The sequence below is a fragment of the Prevotella sp. oral taxon 299 str. F0039 genome (assembly GCF_000163055.2).
In the GTDB taxonomy this organism is placed as follows: Bacteria; Bacteroidota; Bacteroidia; order Bacteroidales; family Bacteroidaceae; genus Prevotella.
In genome coordinates, this window is sequence record NC_022111.1 from 1448607 (window position 1) to 1472732 (window position 24126).

General features: G+C 38.7%; 17 protein-coding genes. 4 read left to right on the forward strand and 13 right to left on the reverse strand.

Going from position 1 to position 24126, the window contains the following annotated elements:
* Positions 1-52: 52 nt before the first annotated feature.
* From HMPREF0669_RS08645 to HMPREF0669_RS08685, 10 genes are all read right to left on the reverse strand, one after another.
* Positions 53-2743 carry a thiol protease/hemagglutinin PrtT gene (locus HMPREF0669_RS08645; RefSeq protein ID WP_156860574.1) on the reverse strand — a complete coding sequence of 897 codons (2691 nt, stop codon included), beginning with the start codon at positions 2741-2743 and terminating at the stop codon, positions 53-55.
* Between the two features lie 659 nt (positions 2744-3402).
* Complete coding sequence (tyrS, locus tag HMPREF0669_RS08650; RefSeq protein WP_009227845.1) at positions 3403-4704, reverse strand: tyrosine--tRNA ligase; 1302 nt, start codon at positions 4702-4704, stop codon at positions 3403-3405.
* 42 nt (positions 4705-4746) lie between these two features.
* Positions 4747-5001 (reverse strand): membrane protein insertion efficiency factor YidD, encoded by a 255-nt coding sequence (yidD, locus tag HMPREF0669_RS10145; protein WP_009227844.1) that lies wholly within the window; start codon positions 4999-5001, stop codon positions 4747-4749.
* Complete coding sequence (locus HMPREF0669_RS08655; protein ID WP_009227843.1) at positions 4962-5399, reverse strand: ribonuclease P protein component; 438 nt, start codon at positions 5397-5399, stop codon at positions 4962-4964. Before HMPREF0669_RS08655 ends, yidD begins: the two co-directional genes overlap by 40 nt.
* A 12-nt stretch (positions 5400-5411) precedes the next feature.
* Entirely contained in the window at positions 5412-6164 is a 753-nt protein-coding gene (locus tag HMPREF0669_RS08660; RefSeq protein WP_009227842.1) for a uroporphyrinogen-III synthase, read from the reverse strand.
* 4 nt (positions 6165-6168) lie between these two features.
* Positions 6169-7188, reverse strand: coding sequence for a DUF4271 domain-containing protein (locus HMPREF0669_RS08665; protein WP_020967370.1), 1020 nt, complete (start codon positions 7186-7188; stop codon positions 6169-6171).
* A 111-nt stretch (positions 7189-7299) separates the two neighbouring features.
* Positions 7300-8556: a methionine adenosyltransferase gene (metK, locus tag HMPREF0669_RS08670; RefSeq protein ID WP_009227840.1), complete on the reverse strand. Its 1257-nt coding sequence runs from the start codon at positions 8554-8556 to the stop codon at positions 7300-7302.
* A gap of 212 nt (positions 8557-8768) precedes the next feature.
* On the reverse strand, positions 8769-9293 hold the full coding sequence (locus tag HMPREF0669_RS08675) for a peroxiredoxin (protein ID WP_009227839.1): 525 nt from the start codon (positions 9291-9293) through the stop codon (positions 8769-8771).
* Positions 9290-10972 carry an ABC transporter ATP-binding protein gene (locus HMPREF0669_RS08680; RefSeq protein WP_020967371.1) on the reverse strand — a complete coding sequence of 561 codons (1683 nt, stop codon included), beginning with the start codon at positions 10970-10972 and terminating at the stop codon, positions 9290-9292. The genes HMPREF0669_RS08675 and HMPREF0669_RS08680 overlap by 4 nt, the downstream gene beginning before the upstream one ends.
* Positions 10973-10981: 9 nt before the next feature.
* On the reverse strand, positions 10982-11899 hold the full coding sequence (locus tag HMPREF0669_RS08685; RefSeq protein ID WP_232236461.1) for an NAD kinase: 918 nt from the start codon (positions 11897-11899) through the stop codon (positions 10982-10984).
* Between the two features lie 94 nt (positions 11900-11993).
* Between HMPREF0669_RS08685 and HMPREF0669_RS08690 the strand changes: the two genes are divergently transcribed.
* The 3 genes from HMPREF0669_RS08690 to HMPREF0669_RS08700 all read left to right on the forward strand — a co-directional run bounded on the left by HMPREF0669_RS08690 (position 11994) and on the right by HMPREF0669_RS08700 (position 15447).
* Complete coding sequence (locus HMPREF0669_RS08690; RefSeq protein ID WP_020967372.1) at positions 11994-12551, forward strand: DJ-1 family glyoxalase III; 558 nt, start codon at positions 11994-11996, stop codon at positions 12549-12551.
* 26 nt (positions 12552-12577) lie between these two features.
* On the forward strand, positions 12578-12871 hold the full coding sequence (locus tag HMPREF0669_RS08695; protein WP_009227835.1) for a YciI family protein: 294 nt from the start codon (positions 12578-12580) through the stop codon (positions 12869-12871).
* 317 nt (positions 12872-13188) lie between these two features.
* Positions 13189-15447: a GH92 family glycosyl hydrolase gene (locus HMPREF0669_RS08700; RefSeq protein WP_009227834.1), complete on the forward strand. Its 2259-nt coding sequence runs from the start codon at positions 13189-13191 to the stop codon at positions 15445-15447.
* Positions 15448-15677: 230 nt separating this feature from the next.
* Here the strand turns inward: HMPREF0669_RS08700 and HMPREF0669_RS08705 are convergent, their stop codons facing one another.
* From HMPREF0669_RS08705 to hflX, 3 genes are read right to left on the reverse strand one after another with little or no spacing between them, the layout of a single operon-like run.
* Positions 15678-17324 carry a fumarate hydratase gene (locus HMPREF0669_RS08705; RefSeq protein ID WP_009227833.1) on the reverse strand — a complete coding sequence of 549 codons (1647 nt, stop codon included), beginning with the start codon at positions 17322-17324 and terminating at the stop codon, positions 15678-15680.
* 43 nt (positions 17325-17367) lie between these two features.
* Entirely contained in the window at positions 17368-20277 is a 2910-nt protein-coding gene (locus HMPREF0669_RS08710; protein ID WP_009227832.1) for a pitrilysin family protein, read from the reverse strand.
* Between the two features lie 56 nt (positions 20278-20333).
* On the reverse strand, positions 20334-21584 hold the full coding sequence (gene hflX / locus HMPREF0669_RS08715) for a GTPase HflX (protein ID WP_009227831.1): 1251 nt from the start codon (positions 21582-21584) through the stop codon (positions 20334-20336).
* 895 nt (positions 21585-22479) lie between these two features.
* Here hflX and HMPREF0669_RS08720 point away from each other — a divergent pair.
* The gene (locus HMPREF0669_RS08720; RefSeq protein WP_009227830.1) at positions 22480-24123 is read left to right on the forward strand and encodes a beta-N-acetylhexosaminidase; all 1644 of its coding nucleotides are present in this window, start codon (positions 22480-22482) and stop codon (positions 24121-24123) included.
* The last annotated feature ends 3 nt before the right edge of the window (positions 24124-24126 follow it).

Here is a 24126-nt window from a genome sequence, read left to right on the forward strand (position 1 = left end):
ATTGTGTTTGTTTTGGTTTGTATTCTTTTGTATAAGAAGTTCATTTTATTGCTTAGTGAATCAGCACTTTGCGTGTAATAGTAGTGTTGTTTACTTTTATTTTGGCAATATAAATCCCTGTTTTTGTCTCGTTTAAGTTCACAATTGCTTCGCTGTGTCCGCCCAATTGTACTTTCTTTAAAAGCTCACCACTTAGCGAATAGAGTTCAATCCATTGCAAATTGTGTCCTTCTAACTTTATTTCTTTGTTATTAAAGAAGAGTTGTAGCGATGCATTATCTATCGAATTGCTGTTGATAGCCGTTGGAATTGTTCTCGACATAGTGAGTTTTTCGTTTGTCTTTATAAAGAAACAAGGAGGTAATTCATTGTTCCAAAGATCAGTTTTAACACCATCTATTGTTCCAAGAACAACGAGTTTATAGGTTTTGTTCTCTTCAATTCCAAGAGTAGAAGGGCGTAACCAATAAGAATAGAACTCGAAATTGTAGTCGCTATTCACAGCAACTGCGCCCTCATTTGCCGCAATTGCGATTCTTTCCTTAGTGGTAATATCCTCGAAGAATAATTTAATTGGACCATTATAGCTTTTCTTTGGGAAAGTTTTGAGGTCGACAATGAGTTTAAATAGAGGATATTTAGAGAACAAGAGTTCGTTTGTAATCAACTTTGTTTCAGAGCTTTCTGCAAAAGAAATATTACAACTGCTCATCAATGGCTTTGGTTTTTGCTTTGAAATAACCAATGTTGTAGTTTCGTTGCCGTGCACTTTATTCACTTTCACAACGTTATTGAGGCTTTCTTCGCCTTCAGCTGGGTTGAGAGATTGAAGCATTTCCACTTCAATAGAATAAGTACCCATGGCAAAGTCGTCTGGAATATTGAGTGAGAAAGGTAGCTCTAAGGTATCAAAGCCATCGAATTCTACAGCCTTGTTGTGCACTTGTTCTAAGGCAACTTTATTGTTTTTATCGATTAACTTTATCTTAGCATAAACGGTTTTCGGCAAAGCTTGAAGGCTTTGCACCAATAATTGAATCTTAGCAGTTGTGCCTTGTTCGAATTCTTGATTAGCTTCTAAATGCTGAACGAGCTGATATGTGGCATTAGGACCACATTCTTTGGTTACTCTTATTTGGCCTTTTGAAATCTCAACTTCTATATCTGGAGCCATTTTCATGAAGGTTAAAGGCTCAAATTCTCCAGCATCATTGCGTTGATAGCATACAGGTTTAAGTGTATAATAGCCGTCTTTCAAATCTGAAAGTTTTACTTTTATGGTTTGCGCATTAGCTATAAGATGGTCGGTGCCCATTAAATCGCCATAATCAGCATAGATAGAGTGAGTGAAACCGCCATTATTATGATGGTCAGAGTAGAACTCTTTTACCACCTTTTCGGTGTTATCGAGCACCGCAATACCAATATCTCCCTTGAAAGGTCTACCGATATTCACAAAACTTGCATAGCTAACAGGTAGTGTTTCGTTTTGTTGAAATGTGCGTTGAGTGGTGTTTTTGAGGGTGATATAACTGCCTTCGTTGAATTTTAGCTTTGGACTTTCGGGCAATAAGCTCTTGTCTATCTCTATAACTCCAGGTTTCTTGGGATGTGCAATGATAATTTTCATTTGTCGATTGAACGATAAAGAGCGTCCTTGAAACTCGCTACCAGACTTTAAAACGCTAAGAGCAGTGAGCGAATAGTAACCATTGCTTTGACCATTCCAACCGAAATTCATGTGGAAAAGACCATTTTTATCCACTCCATCAAGCACCCATGCGTGTCCACTTCTACCACCTTCGGGCATTCCTTCGATATAAAGTGGAAAGCCATTGGTTAGCTCTTTTTTGATAATTCGAACAAAAGATCCAATACCTTCATCGAATTTTGAGAGCAAAACAGCATCGTATTGAAAATTGTTTTTTAATGCATAAAGAGCGGAATAGCCTGTTGAAGAACTGACATTTTCAGAATATTGCATTTTAAGAGCATAGCCACAATCACGCATAAGCAATGCCACTGCTTCTTTTTGTTGTGGTGTTGAAGGGTCGTAATAGCCATAACGATCGACCATGTTAGCCCAATCGTAACGAGATTCGGCAAAGTTTGCATATTTTTTTGAACGATCGAACGACACCGTATATTCGCTTTCGCCTTGTCCTTGCACTGGCCATTCGTGGTATTTCATAACTTGTGCTATGGCAGTTGCAACGCAACCAGTGTAGTTATAACCTGTTTTTTGATTATAAGGATCGCCTTGTCCCCAATAAGTCTTCAGCAAAGGCTTCACAACGGTTGTGTTTTGAGCTGCTGCACGAGTTGCCCCTACAACATGTTTACCTGTAGAAACGGCTTCGAAAGCTTCCTGATAGGCGTTTAAAAGGAGTTGTGCTCCTGGGTTGGCGCTTTGTTCTTCGAAGGTACTCTCGGTACTATAAGCCAATATTTCGCCCATTTCTGTGTTTCCAGAAACGATTACAAATCCTTTATTTCGGGTGTCGTTATAAACATAGAAGGGTGCAACTTGGTTGTCTTTGTTGTTGATTGAGCCACTTCGAGTGAGTTGTTTAGCGGGCAATTGCAAATATTTTTGCGCAATTTTAAATGCTTGTTGCGCTGTGATGGGTTTTGAATGGAGGGTTATGGGCATGCAAAAAGCAAGTGCAATGATGAACATCAGCACTTTAAAAGCATGTAATGGGTTAGCTGTTATCTGTCTTTTTGTTGCGTAAAAAATCATAATTAAAATGGTTTCGATTAAAAGTTGAGTATAGAAAGTTTCTAAATATTTGATATTTAGGCTTTCTATAGATCTACAAAGGTAGGCATTTTTAATCACTTTTTATTGTGTTCTGCGTTACTTTTTACTAAACTTCAATCATACGACGTGTGTTTTTATATTTCGTCTATAATTCTATCTCTTTCAAAAAGCAATGCAAATGCGGAGCAAAAGCAGTGATATTGCATTCTAAAAGCGATGCCTTTGCATGTTAAAAACATTGCTTTTGTGATGAGGAAGAAATAAGATTTAGAAAAGATTGATGTTCAAGTGGTTAGTGATTTGAATGGATTGACGATGAAGTTGTGAGCGAAAGGACGGGAAGGGGGTGTTGTGAGGTGGCTTGATGAATGAGATTAAAGGGAAAATAGGACGAGACAACAGGATGACAACAAAGAAAGGGAAACGAAAAGACGGGACGATTGGCGGGTGACAACAGAATTTTGGCGAGAGAAAGGTAATGAAAGAAAGAGGGATTAGTGATGTGAAAAGGTGAATGGAGGAGTGGGATAAAAAGAAAAAGAGATAACAATAAGGTGGCATTTTCACTTTTAATGTGAATTGTATCCTGCCTTATTATTATCTCTTTTGATATCTTATAAGAGTTGATTCTCTATGAATTACTCAACGGTTATTAAGTAATAGTTCTTCTTTCCACGTTGAACAAGAAGGTATTTGCCATTGAGTAGGTCGTCGGTTGTGATGACTTGATCTACTGCTTGCAATTTTTCTTTGTTTAAAGAAACGCCTCCGCCTTGCACAAGTTTACGCATTTCGCCTTTACTTGGGAAAACTTTCACCTCGTCGCTTGTAAACAATTCAACTGCAGGTTGACCTAAAGCCTCTTTTGAAAGCTTAAATTGTGGCACGCCTTCGAATATACTTAGTAATGTAGCATCATCGAACTTAGCAAGACTTTCCTTTGTTCCTTTACCGAAAAGAATGCCTGATGCCTCTTTAGCTAAATCTAAATCTTCTTGCGAATGCACCATAACTGTTAGCTCATCTGCTAATCGTTTTTGAAGAACTCGCATGCCTGGGTCTTGCTCATGCTCTGCTATTAGGGCGTTGATAACGTCTTTTTCAAGACTTGTGAATATCTTAATATACTTCACTGCATCGTCATCACTAACGTTTAACCAGAACTGATAGAACTTATAAGGAGTGGTTCTGTTTCTATCTAACCATATATTTCCACTTTCAGTTTTACCGAATTTGGTTCCATCTGCTTTGGTAATAAGAGGGCAGGTCAAAGCAAATGCTTCTGCATCGTTGCCCAATGTGCGGCGAATAAGCTCTGTTCCTGTGGTCATATTGCCCCATTGATCGTTTCCACCCAATTGAAGTTTCACGTTATTGGTGCGATATAGATGTAAGAAGTCGTAGCCTTGAAGTAACTGATAGGTAAATTCTGTGAAAGAAAGTCCATCCCTTGCTTCTCCGTTTAGACGCTTCTTTACACTGTCTTTCGCCATCATATAGTTAACAGTGATGTGTTTTCCAACTAAACGAGCAAAGTCTAAGAAAGTGAAATCCTTCATCCAATCGTAGTTATTCACCATCACTGCAGCTGTATCTTCAGATGCATTGAAATCTAAGAACTTTGCAACTTGCTTTTTAATGCATTCTTGGTTGTGATAAAGAGTTTCGGCATCAAGAAGGTTTCTCTCTTGACTTTTACCAGAAGGGTCGCCAATCATACCTGTAGCACCACCGACTAAGATGTATGGTTTGTGTCCACAACGTTGCAAATGACGCAACATCATGATTCCTGCAAGGTGTCCAATGTGTAGTGAATCGGCTGTAGGATCGGTTCCAAGGTATGCTGAAACCTTCTCTTTCATTAAGAATTCTTCTGTACCTGGCATCATTTGCGCAAGCATTCCACGCCATTTTAGCTCTTCAACAAAATTCTTTATCATGGTTATATCAATTTATTTATTTTACAATTACTATTTATTAATCTAAGGAACAGGGTCGTATCCGCTTCCACCCCATGGGTTACAACGTAGTATTCTCCATACACTTAGGTACAAACCTTTAAGTGGTCCGTGCTTAAGAATGGCCGTTTTGGCATATTCGGAGCATGAAGGTGTGAATCGACACGATGGTGGTGTGAAGGGAGAAACAAACCTTTGATAAAACAAGATGGGAATCAATAATAGCCAAGATAAAGGCTTTAAGAGTTGGTTGATTCTGTTTTTGGTTTTTTGTTCCATAGCTTTTCGGCTAAACGTGTTAATAAATTCACCATATTATGATGTACTTTTTCAGAATCATATAATTGAGAATCGAGCCAAATAAAAGCCATATCCATTCCTTTATCCGAATCTTTTTGTTTTGAATTGAAAAGCAAATGTTTATTTAAGCGATAGGCTTCACGGAGTTGTCTCTTCACTCTATTGCGATCGACAGCGTGCTTTAAATTCCTTTTGGGAACGCTAATAAGTACTTGAAAGGGCGCTTCTGTGGGTAAACGGTGTACATATCGATATACAACACGAATTGGAAAGGCAGATAAAGCCCTGCTTTTCCCACCTCCAAAGAGTTCATCTATCTGTTTAAGAGAATGGATACGCTCTGACTTTCTAAAAGAAAATGCACCTTTATCAGTCATCACTTACAATTATTAATCTTCTTCTTGGTCTCTTAAAAAGGCATTCATTGCGCTGGTCATAGATGGATATTTGGGTGTAGGAGCTTGTAGAGTAAGTTCTAATCCCTCATCTTGTGCAGCCTTTGCAGTGCCTTGTCCGAATGTACCAATCTTGATTTTATCTTGTTTGAAGTTTGGAAAATTCTTGTATAATGCCTTTACTCCCATTGGACTAAAGAAGACAACCATATCGTAATCGAATGCTTTTTTCTCTTCATCATTGAAGTCGTTATCAACTGTTCGATACATAATGCACTCTTGATGCTTTAGTTTTTTAGCATCTAAAAGCTTTGTTACGTCCTCATTATGACCTTCACTCATTGGCACAAGATACTTTTCTTCTTTGTGTTTAGCCATCAATGGAATTAAATCAGCAATCTTTCCGGTTGTTCCAAAAAAAACTTTTCGTTTGCGATATTGTACGTATTTCTGGATATAAAGGGCGATAGTTTCTATCACACAGAAATATTTCATATCCTCAGGAATGGTTATTCGCATTTCTTTAGCAAGCTTAAAGAAATTATCTATCGCATGTCTTGAGGTAAAAACAACAGCTGTATAATCTAAGATATTTATCTTTTGGTTGCGAAATTCTTTTGCATTTAAACCCTCAACCTTAAAAAATGGGCGAAAAACACATTGCACTCCATAAGCTTTTTCTATTTCGTAGTAAGGAGATTTTTCGCTTGTTGGCTGAGGTTGAGATATCAATATCTTCTTTATCATTGAACTAAAAGTTTATTTTTAGATAATTACTTATCATTTGAAGTATTCCCCATAAAGTGGCAAGGGGTATTATTTCTAGGGTGCAAAAGTACAAAAATATTTGCAGAAAAGCCCCCTTTTGCCTAAAAAAGATAAGATATGAGTTGTAGAATGATATAAATTTAAAGAATAAAAGCACAAATCCTGTATAAATAAAAGTACTGTGCATTGACAGATGAAAATAGGAACAGAGTAATACTATTGGTAATAATAGAATGCCTTCGATAGCAATTATAAACAGAAAAGATTGTAGCCATGTTGCTGTTTGATATTTATCGAAGAATACATTATTTACCAATTGATATAAAATTCCTTTCATACAGAAATATAAAGAGAATACTCCTGCGAATATTCCGATGATTTGATATTGTTCGAGTATAAAGGTTTTGGCAATATAAGTGTTGGTATAAAAGAAGAAAAGAAGTGATAATAATAAGCATGTTTGTATGCTCATTAGAAGTTGAAAGCGTAGTTCTCCTGCTGTTTCTGTTATCGACATATCACCTCCGAAGCTTGCAAAAAAAAGGTTTTTTGTTTGCTTTACGATGAAACGTTGTGACTGAGCGACAGATAATATCACAAGAATAAAACAGCCAATCAATAGTCCTGTTACCAAATTATCAGAGGCTAAAGAGTACGGAATGGGGTCTCCTGCAACGCCAATCTTATAGCTTTGCATGTTGGTTCCCGACAAACTGTCGTTTGCGAACAATGCCTTTAGCTTTGCAACCTGTTGCTTTTGCGATACAGTGTCTTGCACATTGGGTTTGAACTGCAATGGAAGATTTCCCGACAAGCTATCTGCAGATAAACTATCTACTGTGGTTTTGTGACGCTTTTTATATTGTTTTTCTCGCTGTTCTACAGCTGCTTGTGTTTCTTCAAAAGCCTCATTGGCACTCATTTGTTGCTCTGTTGTGCGTGTTTCTGTGCCTATACGCTCTGAAATAGTTGTCTTAACATGTACAGAATCTCTTACTTCCATATTCTAAAGGTAATCGTTCTTGGCTTTAATAGAAAACGAGCAGAGGTATTGCAAGGGCAACATTTCTACTCGTTTCTTTATTGGTTTAGTCTTTATTCTTAATCAATAAGATTAAAGATTAAATGCTTTTTTTATGCGTTCTACTTCGTCTAGCTTCTCCCAAGTAAAGAGTTCTACTTCTAATTCACGTGTAGGATGATAGTGACTCTTGAACACTTTGGTTACAACCTCATTCTTTCTACCCATGTGTCCGTATGCTGCTGTTTCTAAATACATAGGTTGACGTAGTTTTAAACGACGCTCAATAGCTTTCGGACGCAAGTCGAATAGTTCCTCAATCTTACGTGCAATCTCGCTATCCGACATCGAAACATTGCTTCTTCCGTATGTATCTACATACACATTAACAGGCTTTGCCACTCCAATTGCATAGCTCACCTGAACCAACATCTCGTCTGCTACACCCGCAGCAACCATGTTTTTAGCGATATGTCGTGTGGCATAAGCAGCCGAACGGTCTACTTTACTAGAGTCTTTACCGCTGAATGCGCCTCCACCATGAGCACCTTTACCACCATAAGTGTCTACAATTATCTTGCGACCAGTTAGACCTGTGTCGCCATGAGGACCGCCAATAACGAACTTTCCTGTTGGGTTTACAAAGAATTTGATATCGTCATTGAACAAAGCAAGTACCTTTTCTCCACACAATGCCTTTACTCTTGGGATAAGAATGTTGATTACATCAGCCTTAATCTTAGCCAACATAGCCTCATCATTGCTATCAAATTCATCGTGTTGAGTGCTTACAACGATTGTATCTATGCGTTGTGGAATATGATTTTCGTCGTATTCTATGGTCACTTGGCTCTTTGAATCGGGGCGAAGATAAAGCATTTCTTTTCCTTCTCTGCGTATGTTTGCAAGCTCTGTCATTAACAAATGCGCCAAATCTAACGACACTGGCATATAGTTTTCGGTTTCATTTGTAGCGTAACCGAACATCATTCCTTGGTCGCCAGCACCTTGTTCTTCTTCATTTCCGTTATCAACTCCACGATTGATGTCGGCACTTTGTTCGTGAATGGCAGAAAGAATACCACAAGAGTTACCATCAAATTGATATTCGCTCTTGGTATAACCAATATTATTAATAGTCTTTCTGGTTATTGTTTGTATATCAATATAAGCCTCAGAGGTTACCTCTCCCATCACAACAGCTTGTCCTGTGGTTACAAATGACTCAATTGCACAACGTGATTTGTCATCGTATGCGAGAAATTGATCAAGCAAAGCGTCTGATATTTGGTCTGCTACTTTATCTGGATGTCCTTCCGAAACAGATTCGGATGTAAATAAATATGACATATAATACTATTTTTTATTATTCTATTTTCAATTTACAAAGATAGTGATTTTTTTGCATTTAAGCCGCATTTTATGCTTTCTTATTCTCTAAACCACATTAACTTATAAGCCTTTAACACAACTCACATCATTGTGTTAAAGGCTTATTGATAGATAATTTAAGTGTTCTTGCATTTGCAAACTATTGCCATTATAGGCAATGAGCAAAGTTCTTACTTCATCAAAGTCTTCACCATTGCTTCTACTTTGCTCACTTCTACTGTTGCAAGAAGCACCTTTCCGTCTTTATCCAACAAGTAAAGCGAAGGAATCCACTGCACTCCAAATGCCTTTGCAACGGCACTTTCCTTCATTTTCTTTAGCTCACTCACGTGCACTTCGTTAATAGGTGCGCCGTTTCTGTTGATATATTTCACCCAAGCCTCTTTGTCAATGTCGAACGATACTGCAACAACAGCCAAGTCTTTACCTTGATATTCTTTTGCAATAGCCTCTACATTAGGACTTATTCTGCGACAATCTGGACACCAAGAAGCCCAAAAGTCGATCAATACATACTTACCTTTAAAATCTGATAACTGCACCTTTTTACCTTCAGGAGTAGGTAATTCGAAGTTAGGGGCTTGTGTTCCCACCTTCAATAGCGATTGTGCATACAATGAATCTAAATCTTCTGCCATAGCGTTTGTTGTTAATCCGAGGAGCATAAGAACTCCCATTATTAGTTTTTTCATCATTTTTCGTGTTCCTTTATTATGTTTAATGATTGATTACAATAATCTATCACAGCAGGACGATGCGTGATAAAGATAATTGTTTTTGTTTGATTTTCGAGAATATTGTTTAATAATTGTCGTTCTGTGTCAGGGTCTAAGGCACTTGTAGCCTCATCGAATATCATGATAGAACGATCTCTTAGCAAAGCACGAGCAATGCAAATGCGTTGCGCTTGACCCTCACTTAGTCCTCCGCCCTGCTCTGTTACCACCGTTTCGATGCCTTCTGGTAGTTCAAACACAAACTGAGCGCAACTCAAAGTCAATGCTTTCTCTATCTCTTCTTGTGTTGCAAAGGGGTTACCCAATAGCAAATTTTCTTTGATAGTACCGCTCATTAAAGTGTTTCCCTGTGGAACATAAGAGATGTTGGCACGCATTAGCGGAGTAATGGGTTTGTTTTTGTGCTTATCATACAAGCTAACCGACCCTTCTGTAGGCTCTATTAAGGCTAAAAGCATACGAATGAGGGTTGTTTTTCCTGCACCCGTTTCTCCCAATATAGCTGTACATGATCCTGGATAGAAGTCGAATGAGAGGTTATTGATCACCTTTCGGTCTGGTTCATCATCGTAAGCGTAGCTGATGTTGTTGAGCTTTATACCGCAAGGAGCGTCGAAATACTCAGCTTTTCCTTGTTTTTCGAGTGGATTTTCCTCTAATTCCATCAAACGTTCTGCCGCTGTTAGCACTTCAACAAAGGCGGGAACGAGTTTTGTTAGACTGCGAGCTGGACTCTGAATGCGGTTTACCAACTGCAAGAAAGCCACCATTCCACCAAACGACAAGCTATGATCTATCATGCGAACTGCCGCCCATAAAAAGGCAAGAAGATAGCCTAAGCTGAATCCCAAGCTAAGAATTAGATTCGAGAACACGCTAAATACGGTTCTTCTCATCACCCTTTGGCGCAACGTGTGTTGTGTACTCTCGAGGCGATTCACCATTTGGTCGATGCTTTCGAGGGTCTTAATCAACATTCGATGCTGTATTGTTTCTTGCAAAATGCTTTGCACTTTACTATCAGAACTGCGCACTTGAGCCGTAAAATGGCGCATTCTGCCCATATATAGCTTACTTAAAATAATGAAAATGGGTATCATTGCCACAATAAGTAGGGCAAGTGTAGCGTCCATCATCATCAAATAGAGAAACGCTCCCACAAACATTGCCAAGAAAGAGATAGTGTTGGGTAGTGTTTCGGTTAAGAAATTCACCACCGTTCGCACATCTATTTCGAGTCGATTCAATATGTCTCCTGAATGAAACTGCCCCTTTCCGTGCCACTGCGAGCGCAAAATGCGGTCTAACATCTGCTGTTGCATGCGGTTTTGAGCCTTTATTCCAAGAACATTACTAATCCATATCGAGGCGATATTCAATCCAAATCCTACGAGAATGAGCAATCCCATGAACGCAACCGACCAATAAATAGAGCCTTTTACGCTTCCTGCTGCCACGTCGATAGCATGCTGAACAGCCCAAATTTGCACCAAACTATTTACCACTGACAACACTCCTACGAGCACATTGAGCAAGGCTTGCAAACGATTTCCCTGCCAAATGTTCCATAACCACGCCACAACCACTTTCACAGAGTAGCGAGATTGTTGCCTATTAAATAGTTCTTTTATTTTCATTTAATATTTTTATTTGCGTTGATCTTTACCCCAATTCATCTTATCTTTCAACACATCGAAATAGTGTTTGTTACACTTTCGAACGATGTTCACCGTATAAGGGGCTTTAGATATTATCACTTCGGTAGTGTCTTGCAATGCTTTACTGTTTCCATCTATCGCAACTAAGTAGTTATGCGAACGAGAATGCACTTTTAAATGCACCTTAGAGTGGTCGGAAATAATCATTGGTCGAACGCTAAGACTATGCGGTGCAACTGCTGTTAAGCAGAAAACAGAGGCTACGGGGTCGATAATAGGACCGCCATTCGATAAATTATAAGCCGTACTTCCTGTGGGGGTAGAAACAATTAAGCCATCGGATTGATAGGTAATTAAATGTTCATCGTCTACAAAAGTATCAATACTAATCATCGAAGCCATATCTCTTTTCAATAAAGCCACTTCGTTCAAAGCATAAGAGTGCATGTTGAGCTCTTCGCCAATGGTCTTTATCTCTAAAGCTGAGTGCCTTTCTACAGTGTAAGTACCTGCGTAAATGCTGTCGATTACCTCAGAAATGTAAGAAGGAAGGGTATCTGCTAAGAATCCTAAACGCCCTGTATTGATACCAATAATAGGCACTTCACGTTCTAATACCTTACTTGCGGTGCGCAACAACGTACCATCGCCACCAATAGAAACCACAAAATGGGGTGTTACATCTAAGTCTTTGAAGGATGTAAGTGCATAATTGTGCTTGCCAAGTGTATTGTTTACAAAAGCCAAATAAGCCTCTTCAACCAGCACGTGGGCACCTTTTTCGTGCAAACAGCTCAATAACTGATGTAGAAAATCTCTGTCGGCAGACTGATAAACGCTTCCAAAGAGCGCAAATGTTAATGGTGTTTGTGGCATTATTGCAGATGTTTTTACTTTTTTCTTCACTTCTTTTGCTATACAAAGAAATTGTTTTCACTATCTTTGCATAAGTATTTGCATATTGCAAAAGTACAAGTTTTATTTATAATACTTCATTAATATGACTACAAAAGTGTATCTTTTCCTTGCCGATGGCTTCGAAACAATAGAAGCATTAGCCGTTGTTGACATTCTACGTCGTGGTGGAATTGAGGTGAAAACTGTTAGTATTATGGGCAGAGAGCTTGTTGAAAGTGCGCAAAAGGTGATGGTAAAAGCCGACGAACTATTCGAAAATACCAACCTAAACGATGCCACTTTGTTGCTTCTTCCTGGCGGTTTACCCGGTGCCAACCATCTAAACGAGCACGAAGGATTGCGCAAAGCCATCTTAAAACACAACGAAGAAGGAAAGAAATTGGGTGCTATTTGTGCTGCTCCAATGGTGTTTGGCTCGCTCAACCTATTGAATAACAGAAAGGCAACATGCTATCCTGGCTTTGAAAAGTATTTAACTGGAGCACAATACACTGGCGATTTCGTTACAATAGATGGCAACATCATCACTGCCAAGGGTGCAGCTGCATCGCTTGAATATGCTTATAGCCTATTAGAATGGCTCACCAATGCAGAAAAAGCCAACGAAATTAAAAGCGGAATGCTTTATAATGAACAATAAATTAATAACAATATAAATTTAAGAACATGTTTGTTTTAGTAATAAAATACGAAAAAAGTATTGAAGAAGTAGATGCTGTTTTGGCAGAACACCGTGCTTATTTGCAAGAAAAATACGAGAGTGGACACATGATTGCATCTGGAAGTCAGGTGCCAAGAACTGGTGGTTTGATTATATGTAACGCCGCTTCACGTGCTGAAGTAGACAAGATTATTGCCAACGACCCATTCTATAAAAAGGGAATTGCATCGTATAATGTTATCGAATTTAACCCTGTTCTAAACAGTGTAGATAACTTTATGAAAGCACTAGGTAAGTAATTCAAACAGAATAACTTCTGTATTGATTTTTAAAAGCTATGCTATTAGGTTGTAATAGCATAGCTTTTTTCATATAATAACATTGAGTTTGCAAGCCAAAAGCATTGCTTTCAAAATTAAGGAGTTATAAATTATTCTTCCTTAAAAAATCCTTGTTAAAACCAACCTGTCATTCTTTACAGTAGAATAACACATTAGAAATAAATTGAAAAGGCACTATTTAAATCAAAAAAAATACCTATATTTGCGTAAATGCAATCTTTTAACACTGGATTAAAGATGAGCTAATTATCCCAAGAACAATATAAATTTAAGAAATGAACCGTAAATTAACTACTTGTTTCGTTGCAACACTGATGTTTTTTGGCGTTTCAATGAAAGCGGAAAATAAGAAATTAAGACCAGTTGACTATGTTAATCCCTTTATAGGAACCACTAATTTTGGTACAACTAACCCCGGAGCAGTGATGCCTAACGGCTTAATGTCGGTCGTTCCCTTTAATGTTATGGGGTCAAACGATAACAAATACGATAAAGATGCACGCTGGTGGTCTACTCCTTACGAATATCATAACGTGTTTTTCACAGGCTTTTCGCACGTAAACTTAAGCGGTGTGGGTTGTCCCGACGTTGGTTCTCTTTTGCTAATGCCTACAACTGGCGAGCTAAATGTAGACTATAAGCAATATGGAAGCACTTATAAAAACGAGGTGGCACACCCTGGTTACTACTCAAATACGCTTACTAAATACGGCATTAAAACCGAAGTCACTGCCGATAAACGCAGTTCTATCGCTCGTTTTACCTTTCCTCAAGGCGAAAGCCACATCCTTTTAAACCTCGGAGAGGGCTTAACTAACGAATCGGGAGCATTCATTCGTCGCATAAGCGATAACGAATTCGAGGGCATGAAGGTGCTAGGCACGTTCTGTTACAACCCTCAGGCGGTGTTTCCAATATACTTTTACATGAAAGTTAATAAGCAACCAAAACGCTCGGGCTATTGGAAAAAGCAACGAATGATGAGCGGTGTGGAAGCAGAATGGGACAAAGACAACGGAAAATATAAGCTATACACTGAGTATAAACGTGAGATTGCAGGCGACGACATTGGTATTTTCATCGATTTCAATACCAAACAAAACGAAGAAGTAGAGGTTTTGATGGGCGTTTCGTTTGTAAGTATGGAAAATGCACGCCTTAATGCCGAGAAAGAATTGACGCAAACCACTTTTGAAAGCTTGCGTCTTAGAGCCGAAGAAGCGTGGAACAACGATTTATCTAAAATACTTGTAGAAGGTGGAAGCGAAGATCAAAAGACCGTTTTCTACACTGCTTTGTATCACACTCTTATCCATCCTAACATCTTACAAGATGTAAATGGACAATATCCAACCCTAGAACGTGGCAATATTGCATCGGTTTCAACTGGTGACAGATACACTGTTTTCTCGCTTTGGGACACTTATCGCAACGTACATCAACTTCTTACACTTGTATATCCAGTGCGTCAGCAACACATGTTGCAGTCTATGTTGGCCATGTATGATGAACATGGCTGGCTACCTAAATGGGAATTGTATGGTAGAGAGACCTATACTATGGAAGGAGATCCATCTATTCCGGTTATAGTTGATAGCTGGTTGAAAGGTTTAAGGGGCTTCGACATCAACAAAGCCTATGAAGCAATGCGCAAAGGAGCCACAACTCAAGGCGCACAAAACAAGCTTCGACCAGATAACGACGATTATATGAAGTTGGGATATGTGCCTCTTCGTGAGCAATACGATAACTCAGTGTCGCACGCTTTGGAGTATTATATTGCGGATAATGCCCTTTCTCGCCTTGCCAAAGCATTGGGTAAGGACAGCGATGCTAAGCTTTTCTACAACCGTTCGTTAGGTTATAAACATTATTATAGTAAAGAATACGGCACATTTAGGCCTATTTTGCCCTCAGGTAAGTTCTATTCGCCATTTAATCCACTACAAGGTGAGAACTTTGAGCCTAACCCTGGCTTCCATGAAGGCAACGCTTGGAACTATAGTTTCTATGTTCCACACGACATTAAGGGCTTAACTCAACTTATGGGAGGTAGCAAAGCGTTTGTAAACAAATTGCAAATGGTGTTCGATAAGGGCTATTACGACCCTGCGAATGAGCCTGATATTGCTTATCCTCACTTGTTTTCATACTTCAAAGGCGAAGAGTGGAGAACTCAAAAAGAAATTAAACGCCTGCTCAACACATACTTTAAGAATGCTCCCGACGGCATTCCTGGTAACGATGACACAGGTACTATGTCGGCATGGGCAGTGTTTAATATGATTGGTTTCTATCCTGATTGCCCAGGAGAGCCTGCTTATACGCTCACAACTCCAGTGTTCGACAAAGTAACCATCAAGCTTTCTAAAGAGCAATGGGGTACCGATGAATTGGTAATTACAAGTAAACGAAGCAACAAAGAGGCTTATCGCATCAACAATATCACTGTAGGTGGAAAGCCATTTAAGAGCTATCGCATCTCGCATAAAGATCTTATCAAAGCACGAAACATTCATTTTGATGTGAAATGAAATTATTGCCAAGTATTGATCTCACAATAATAAACAGGATGAACATATATAAACATCATCTATTATTTTGAGTATGGATTTGGTATTTATGAGAGAAACTATAATAAAAAGGTTATAAAAAGAGCGGTCAAACATTGTCTGACCGCTCTTTTAATTTTCATTAAAGAAGTATATTGTACCTCTTTAATCTTAAATTTGCTTGTTATTGAAACGTGATGTTTCTGCAATTGTTATTTTTTACAGTTCACTGTACCTGCAGGAAGTTGCTTAAAGAAGTCGTTACCCTTATCGTCTACAAGGATAAATGCAGGGAAATCCTCTACCTCAATCTTCCAAACTGCTTCCATTCCAAGCTCTGGATATTCTACACATTCAATGCTCTTGATGCTGTTCATTGATAGAACTGCTGCAGGACCACCTATACTTCCGAGGTAGAAACCACCATTCTTCTTGCATGCATCGGTAACCATTTGAGTTCTGTTACCCTTTGCAATCATCACCATTGAACCGCCATTTTGTTGGAATAGGTCAACGTATGTATCCATTCGGTTGGCAGTTGTGGGTCCCATAGAACCGCAAGGAAGACCTTGAGGGGTCTTTGCTGGACCTGCATAAAGCACAGGATGGTTCTTAAAGTAATCGGGTAAGCCTTCGCCTTTGTCTAATCTTTCTTTCAACTTAGCGTGTGCAATGTCACGAGCTACGATGATAGTACCATTCAAGCTCAAACGAGTTGAAACAGGATATTTGGTGAGTTCTTTTCTAATCTCGTCCATAGGAAGGTTCAAGTCGATCTTAACTGAATTGCCTTCGCCTGCATTTCTCAATTCTTCTGGAATGAGGTTGCTTGGTTGATCGTCGAGTTTTTCAATCCAAATACCGTCTTTGTTGATCTTAGCTTTGATGTTTCTGTCTGCAGAACAGCTCACTCCAAGACCCACAGGACATGATGCTCCGTGGCGAGGAAGGCGTACTACACGAATATCATGTGCGAAATATTTACCTCCGAACTGTGCTCCTAAACCAATTTTGTGTGATGCTTCGAGCAATTCTTGTTCTAATTGCACATCTCTAAAGGCTCTTCCGGTTTCGTCTCCCGTTGTTGGTAGACCGTCATAGAAACGAGTTGAAGCTAGTTTTACAGTTAAAAGGTTCTTCTCTGCACTAGTTCCTCCAATAACAAATGCGATGTGATAAGGAGGACAAGCAGCGGTTCCAAGAGTCTTCATCTTTTCTAATAGGAAAGGAACAAGGGTCTCTTTGTTTAGAATTGCTTTGGTTTCTTGGTAGAAATAGGTCTTATTAGCCGATCCACCGCCTTTAACTACGCACAAGAACTTATACTCATCGCCCTCAGTTGCTTCGATATCGATTTGCGCTGGTAGGTTACAACGAGTGTTAACTTCATCATACATGTTTAAAGGAGCATTTTGAGAGTAACGCAAGTTCTCTTCAGTGTAAGTCTTATAAACACCTAATGAAAGAGCTTCTTCATCACAAAAGTCGGTCCAAACACGTTGACCTTTCTCTCCATGTATGATTGCTGTACCTGTATCTTGGCAGAAAGGAAGAACGCCTTTGCATGCAACTTCGGCATTACGAAGGAATGTTAGTGCCACATAACGATCGTTATCGCTTGCTTCGGGGTCTGAAAGTATCTTCGCAACTTGTTCATTATGAGAACGTCTTAATAAGAAATTGACATCTCTGAACGCTGTGTTGGTGAGCTGAGTAAGAGCCTCTTTGCTAACCTTTAAGATAGTTTTTCCTTCGAATTCGCTTGTTGAAACGCCTTCTTTTGTGAGTAGATAGTACTCTGTTTTGTCTTCCCCTGTTTGGAACATAGGGGCATACTTAAATTCAGGAGTTGTTGCCATAATGTTTTGTTTGTTATATATTGATTTTCATTTTGTTTGCTCTTTAATAGCCAAAGATTTGTTCTGTGGTCACTCTTTTAATGGGAGCAATCTTCTCAAGGGCTTTAATATCAAGATTCTTTTCATCACCTAATATTATATATAGGTAGGGCTTGTGAGCCATTCGCTTCTTTTCAAAGTCCACAATGTCTTTTAATTGAATGCTTGGAAGATTTTTATAGACTTGTTGATTGATGTCGTAATCGATGCCAAGTTCCTTTGATTCCAAATATTTAGAGATGATTCCGAATTTCGTAGTGCGTGTTGTTGCAATGCGTTTGTTAAGTGCTTGCTTAGCCAAATCAAATGCAATTTGGGCTTGAGGAATAGTATCTATAATGCTATTGAAGGCATTAATGCAATCAATCATCTTGTCATTTTGAGAGATGATGTATGTTTGTGCATATTCAGGAACATCTTTTCTGCTTGGAGTTACATACGAAGCCGATGCACTATACGCCAAACCTCGGGTCTCACGAAGCTCTTGGAACACTACAGAATTCATGCTTCCGCCAAAGTATTCGTTAAAAACTCCGATAAGAGCGCTATTCTCTGGGCTCCATTTCTCATTGTTATTATGATATTGAATCATGTAAATATTCTTTGCATCATAAGGTGCAAGGAGGATAGAATTGGTCTTTGTGGGTTGCAATACATAATCGATTCCCTTTGGAGCGTCGGTAAACTTGGTGCCTTTAAACTCTTTGTTTACGGTTGTAATCACCTTGTTTAGATCGTCAACTCCATAATATAATAAGGTATGACGATAGTTGATGAGTTTCTTTAGCGATTGAATTAAGTCTGAAGGCTTAATTGTTTTCAACTCATTATTGCTTAGAATGTTTCTAGAAGCATTGTATTCGCCATACTTTCCGTATGCTGCAAGTGTCTTAAAGTTCACTTGTTGCTCTGCTTTACTATCTTCTCGAGACTTAATAGTTAAGTTAACGAATTCCTGATAGGCTTCATTGTCTACCTTAGCGTTGGTTAAAAGGCTCTTTACTAAGGCCAAAGCTTGAGGCATATTCTCGTTCAAACCATTGATAGTGACGTATGTTTCCTTGTCACCTACATAGATACTATAGTCGCAAGCCAATTCGTAAAAGCGTTGTTTGAGCTGTTCTGCCGACATTTTTGTGGTGCCTAAGTAGCTTAAATAGTCTGCAGCTGCGCTCAATTTCTTATCAGCATTGCTTCCAAAAGGATAGCGCAAAGAAAGTGTGAACAAACCATTTTCGTTATTCTTTACATACAATACAGGCATATTTTGTGCAGTATTACCTTTTGTAAGGTCCTTATTAAAGTCTACAAACTTAGGCTCTATGGGTTGAACTTTAGCGTTAACCACTTGTTGTAAGAACTCACTTTGAGCCTCTCTGTTAAGTGGAATAGGGGTAATGGCAGGCTTTTCGATTTTCACAATACTGCTATCTACGCCCTGATTCTTTAGCACTGCCACATATTTCTCATTGAAAAAGCGGTTGGCAAAGGTAACAATTTGATCCTTTGTCATACCTTGTATGCGGTTCATCTTTTGTGAAACATCACTCCATTTAGTGCCATTTATAAAGGCATCCATCATCATATCGGTTCGAGAGCGATTGCTTTCGAGCGATTTATAGTATTTGAGTTTCATGTTATTGATGACCGATGGAAGGAGAGTTGCGGCGAAGTTGCCTTTCTTTAGATTTTCTATTTCGCCCAAAAGCAGTTGCTTCACCTCGTTAAGTGATTGTCCTTCCTTGGGCATTCCCTGCATTGCAAAGATGCTATGGTCGGCAAGTCCCATGAAATAAGCACCGCCACCGAGGTACTTCATCTTTTGATCTAGATTCAAATCCATTAGTCCTGCCTTTGAATTAGACAAGATTTCAGCCACCACTTCCAAAGTATCTGCTTGGAAAGAACCTGCTTCTTTGGCTCTCCAACCCATGAGAATGTTTTCTGCTTCCAATCCAACTACGCTCGTTTCGATATTGTTTTTAAGTGGAGTTAGTTGTGGGTGTTGTGGGAATTCCACTGGTTTAATGGGCTGATTAGCGTTCCATTCAGAGAAATACTTATCTAAAATGCTCATTACCTCATTGTAATCGAAGTCTCCCGACATGCAAATTGCGGTGTTGTTAGGCACATAGTATTTCTTAAAATAGTTCTTAATATTTACAATTGAAGGGTTCTTTAGGTGCTCTTGTGTACCTATTGTGGTTTGAGTTCCATAGGGGTGATTAGGGAAAAGCTTACTTAAAAGCATGTCGAATTGCTTTCCTCCGTCGTTACTTAAACCGATGTTATATTCTTCATACACCGCTTCTAGTTCCGTGTGAAAGCCTCTTATCACCATATTTTGGAAACGATCGGCTTGTATTTTCGCCCAGTTGTCTACCTCATTCGATGGGATATCCTCTACATAGCATGTTACATCGTAGCTAGTAAATGCGTTAGTGCCATCTGCACCGATAGAAGCCATGAGCTTATCGTATTCATTTGGAATGAAATATTGAGCTGCAATTTGCGACACACTGTCAATTTCTTGATATGCTTTCTTGCGCTCTTGAGGGTTGGTTAACAAGCGATAGCGTTCGTATCTTTGTTGAATATCATCTAAGTAGGGTTGTTCTTTGATGATATTAGCAGTTCCGAAACGTTTGGTACCCTTAAACATTAGGTGTTCAAGGTAGTGTGCAAGACCAGTAGTTTCTGCGGGATCGTTCTTACTTCCCGTGCGAACTGCGATGTAAGTTTGTATTCTTGGCTGGTCTTTATTTACCGAAAGATACACCTTTAGTCCGTTCTTTAGTTCATAGATACGGGTCTTTGTCAAATCGCCCTTAACCTCTTTGTAAGTGTATTCCTTTGCAAACACACTGGTAGAGATGATAACAAAGAGTGTAACCAATAAACCTTTCATTCTCATATATTTTCTATTTTATTGTTTTCGAAATTGATTTTGTAATGTAATTGCTCAAGAAATCATTCTTCTTCGATGTTGTATAAGAAGTCGTTGTAAGGATATTTTTGCACATGTAGCTGTTTAACACGAGCATAAAGATCCTCTCTTAGCTTTTTGATGTTGGTATTTTCTTTTGCAGAAATAAAAACACAATCGTCTTTTAGACGTGCCATCCAAGTGCGTTCCAATTCTTCTAACGATATGTTTTCTTTGCCTTGAGGGGTCAAATCGTCCTCTTCTTTCTCCACCCAGCGATAATTATCGATTTTGTTGAATATCATAATTGAGGGCTTATCGGCAGCATCGAGGTCTTTAAGCGTACTTTCCACCACACGAATATGGTCTTCAAATTCAGGATGTGATATGTCTACCACATGTACAAGCAGGTCGGCTTCACGCACTTCGTCGAGAGTTGACTTGAAAGAATCGACCAAGTCGGTGGGCAATTTACGAATAAATCCAACCGTATCAGCAAGCAAGAAAGGTAGATTTTCAATGACAACCTTACGCACAGTGGTATCTAATGTTGCGAAAAGTTTATTCTCTGCGAACACTTCACTCTTCGAAAGAAGGTTCATAAGCGTACTCTTGCCCACGTTGGTGTAGCCCACAAGTGCCACACGAATCATCCTTCCACGATTCTTTCTCTGTGTAACTTTCTGCTTATCAATCTCCACTAAACGCTCTTTTAATAGCGAAATGCGTTGCAAAATGATACGTCGGTCCATCTCTAACTGCGTCTCTCCAGGTCCACGAAGACCCACAGAACCTTTTCCACCACCGCTTCCTGAGCCTCCACCTTGACGCTCTAAGTGAGTCCAAAGGCGTTGCAAACGAGGCAACATGTAACGATATTGAGCAAGCTCTACTTGTGTTTTAGAGTTAGCTGTTTGCGCTCTCATAGCGAAAATGTCTAGAATAAGCGATGTTCTATCAAGTATTTTCACTTGCAGCTCATTCTCGATGTTGCGCATTTGTTTAGGACTTAGCTCGTCATCGAATATCACCATACCGACAGGTCGCTCGGCTTCTTCCTCCGAAACGATATATTCTTTAATCTCTTCTAACTTTCCTTTGCCCACATAGGTCACCGAATTAGGACCTTGAACACGTTGGGTAAATCGCTTAACAGTTATTGCTCCTGCTGTATCTGCTAAGAATTCCAACTCGTCGAGATATTCTTTTGTTTTATTTTCGTCTTGCTCTTTGGTTATTAAGCCAACCAAAACCGCAGTTTCTGCCTTTACTTCTGATATAACAAATTCTTTCATTCAGCTGCTTGCTTTATATAATAATGTGCAAACTTACATATTTTTTTTGAGATAAAACGGTAGTTTTGCCCACTTTAATCGATTTTTATAGAGAGAAGAGAGATAAGAATTGATTATTAAATTAGATAATGTTTGCAAAATATCTCGCAAAAATAACCAATGTTAACGAATGGGTGTTGTAAGATAAAGATGGTAAGATGGAGTTTTGAAAGTATTGAAATAGGAAGAGAAAAACATTGCTTTTGGTGTGTAAAAGCAATGCAATTGCAATGTAAAAGCATAGCTATTGTAGGCAAATAACAATGCTTTTGTAATGGGAAAGAAATAAGAAAGAAAGTTGAAGATGATGAATTGTTTTGCTATAAATAAAAGATTTATAGAGCAATAGGGGGTGAGGGTGGATAAAGAAAAGAAGGTTTTTAGGATAAAAAGGATGAGCGGAAAGAACGGAAGGAAGATAAAGTGTTATAGTTTTGGCGGTGTGATTTTTAGATAGTATTTCTGCTAATAAAAATAAGTTCTATTCTTTTTGTTTTTGGATTTCTTTCTTGTTTACTTCTGTTAACATTGCTCATTTGCTATTATCTCTTACTTCTTACTTTTCAACCCTTTGCAAAAATATCATATACAGGGTGTGATTGTTCAATAAAATGAGTGTATAAAGTGGGCTATGGCTTTTGTTGTTTTATTGATTAAAAGCTTTTTATTCTGGTAGAATAATGCTTGAAATTTATATATAATAATGTAGAAGTATGTTAGACGTTGATTTATGAGAGAAAAAGGATTACTTATTTATGATGATTTTTGTGAAAAAAGCCATAAAATAGTTGAGGGTTAGGCATTGAATAGAAAAAAAATAGTATATTTGTAAAAATAATAAACAAAACATAAAACTATGACTTTTAAGAAGCTATTTACACCCTTTTGTCTATTGGCGATGATTCCTTGTCACTCGCTCGCACAAATATTGGTTGCCAACTATAATGTTGTGCCTCAACCACAAGAAATCAAACAAGTTAAATCGAAGCCATTTATGCTAACAGCAAGCACAACTATTGTTAGTTTAAATGATAGTGAGGAGATGAGACGTAATGCGCAATTCTTGAAAGAATATATTGCAGATGCATGTAAATTGAATCTTGCTGTAGATTCAAAGAAGAGCACATCGTCTATCATTCTTGCAATCGATTCAAAAATAAAGAATAGCGAAGGTTATTCAATTGTAGTGAACTCAAAAGGCATAGTTATTAAAGGTGCAACAGCACAAGGCGTATTCTACGGTGTACAAACATTGCGCAAGTCGTTGACAATCACTACAGTTGCAAGCTCAATAGAACTTTCTCCTGTTGTAATCGACGATGCTCCACGCTTTGGTTATCGTGGTATGATGCTCGATTGTGCACGTCACTTCTTCCCATTAGAATTCGTTAAGCGATACATCGACTTGTTGGCTATGCACAACATGAACGTGTTTCACTGGCATTTAACAGAAGATCAAGGTTGGCGTTTGGAAATAAAGAAATATCCAGAGCTAACTCAAAAAGGCTCAATTCGTCAAGGAACACAAGTTGGACGCAATGATAGAGTGTTCGATGGAGTTCCTTATGGTGGTTATTATACACAAGAACAAGCACGTGAGATCGTAGAATATGCACGTCAAAGATACATCACTGTAATTCCAGAATTTGATATTCCAGGTCACACAAAGGCAGCTCTTGCATGCTATCCAGAATTGGGTTGTACAGGAGGTCCATATCAAGTGGCACGCTCTTGGGGTGTGTTCCAAGATGTATTGTGCTTAGGTAAAGAAAAAACTTTCACCTTTGTGCAAGATGTTCTCGATGAAATTATGGATATCTTCCCATCAAAAGTGATTCATATTGGTGGTGATGAGTCTCCAACAGTTGCGTGGGAGCAATGTCCTTTGTGCCAAAAGAAGATGAAAGAAGAAGGCGTTGACGCTAAACATTTTCAAGGTTATTTCACCAACCGCATTGAGAAATACCTCAATTCAAAAGGACATAGCATCATGGGTTGGGACGAAATTCTAGAAGGAAAGATTTCAACTACCGCAACAATAATGAGTTGGCGTGGTGCAGAACCAGGTATTCAGGCAGCGTTAAAGGGTCACGATGTAGTGATGACACCTAACACTCACAACTATTTCGACTATTATCAAGCAGATGATAAAGAAGAAAAGAAATTAGGATTGATAGGTGGTTTGTCTACAGTTGAAAACGTTTACAACTATAATCCAACTCCAAGTGTATTGCCTGATAGCGTTAGAAAGCATATTCTTGGTGTCCAAGCAAACCTCTGGACCGAGTATATTGCAGGCAAAGATATTGCAGAATATCAGATACTTCCACGTATGGCGGCTCTCGCAGAGGTACAATGGACAACTCAACCAAAGAACTTTGAAGGTTTTAAAGAACGCTTAACACGCTTCGTTTCTTTCTATGATTTGTATAATTACGTTTATGCAACTCATCTATGGAAAGACAAAAAAGCTAAGCCAGAGTGGTCTTTAACAAAATAAGAA

Excerpts from the sequence above, each read along its gene's own strand:
- HMPREF0669_RS08645 (WP_156860574.1), bottom strand. The coding sequence starts at position 2,743 with ATGATTTTTTACGCAACAAAAAGACAGATAACAGCTAACCCATTACAT.
- tyrS (WP_009227845.1), bottom strand. The coding sequence starts at position 4,704 with ATGATAAAGAATTTTGTTGAAGAGCTAAAATGGCGTGGAATGCTTGCG.
- yidD (WP_009227844.1), bottom strand. The coding sequence starts at position 5,001 with ATGGAACAAAAAACCAAAAACAGAATCAACCAACTCTTAAAGCCTTTA.
- HMPREF0669_RS08655 (WP_009227843.1), bottom strand. The coding sequence starts at position 5,399 with ATGACTGATAAAGGTGCATTTTCTTTTAGAAAGTCAGAGCGTATCCAT.
- HMPREF0669_RS08660 (WP_009227842.1), bottom strand. The coding sequence starts at position 6,164 with ATGATAAAGAAGATATTGATATCTCAACCTCAGCCAACAAGCGAAAAA.
- HMPREF0669_RS08665 (WP_020967370.1), bottom strand. The coding sequence starts at position 7,188 with ATGGAAGTAAGAGATTCTGTACATGTTAAGACAACTATTTCAGAGCGT.
- metK (WP_009227840.1), bottom strand. The coding sequence starts at position 8,556 with ATGTCATATTTATTTACATCCGAATCTGTTTCGGAAGGACATCCAGAT.
- HMPREF0669_RS08675 (WP_009227839.1), bottom strand. The coding sequence starts at position 9,293 with ATGATGAAAAAACTAATAATGGGAGTTCTTATGCTCCTCGGATTAACA.
- HMPREF0669_RS08680 (WP_020967371.1), bottom strand. The coding sequence starts at position 10,972 with ATGAAAATAAAAGAACTATTTAATAGGCAACAATCTCGCTACTCTGTG.
- HMPREF0669_RS08690 (WP_020967372.1), top strand. The coding sequence starts at position 11,994 with ATGACTACAAAAGTGTATCTTTTCCTTGCCGATGGCTTCGAAACAATA.
- HMPREF0669_RS08695 (WP_009227835.1), top strand. The coding sequence starts at position 12,578 with ATGTTTGTTTTAGTAATAAAATACGAAAAAAGTATTGAAGAAGTAGAT.
- HMPREF0669_RS08700 (WP_009227834.1), top strand. The coding sequence starts at position 13,189 with ATGAACCGTAAATTAACTACTTGTTTCGTTGCAACACTGATGTTTTTT.
- HMPREF0669_RS08705 (WP_009227833.1), bottom strand. The coding sequence starts at position 17,324 with ATGGCAACAACTCCTGAATTTAAGTATGCCCCTATGTTCCAAACAGGG.
- HMPREF0669_RS08710 (WP_009227832.1), bottom strand. The coding sequence starts at position 20,277 with ATGAGAATGAAAGGTTTATTGGTTACACTCTTTGTTATCATCTCTACC.
- hflX (WP_009227831.1), bottom strand. The coding sequence starts at position 21,584 with ATGAAAGAATTTGTTATATCAGAAGTAAAGGCAGAAACTGCGGTTTTG.
- HMPREF0669_RS08720 (WP_009227830.1), top strand. The coding sequence starts at position 22,480 with ATGACTTTTAAGAAGCTATTTACACCCTTTTGTCTATTGGCGATGATT.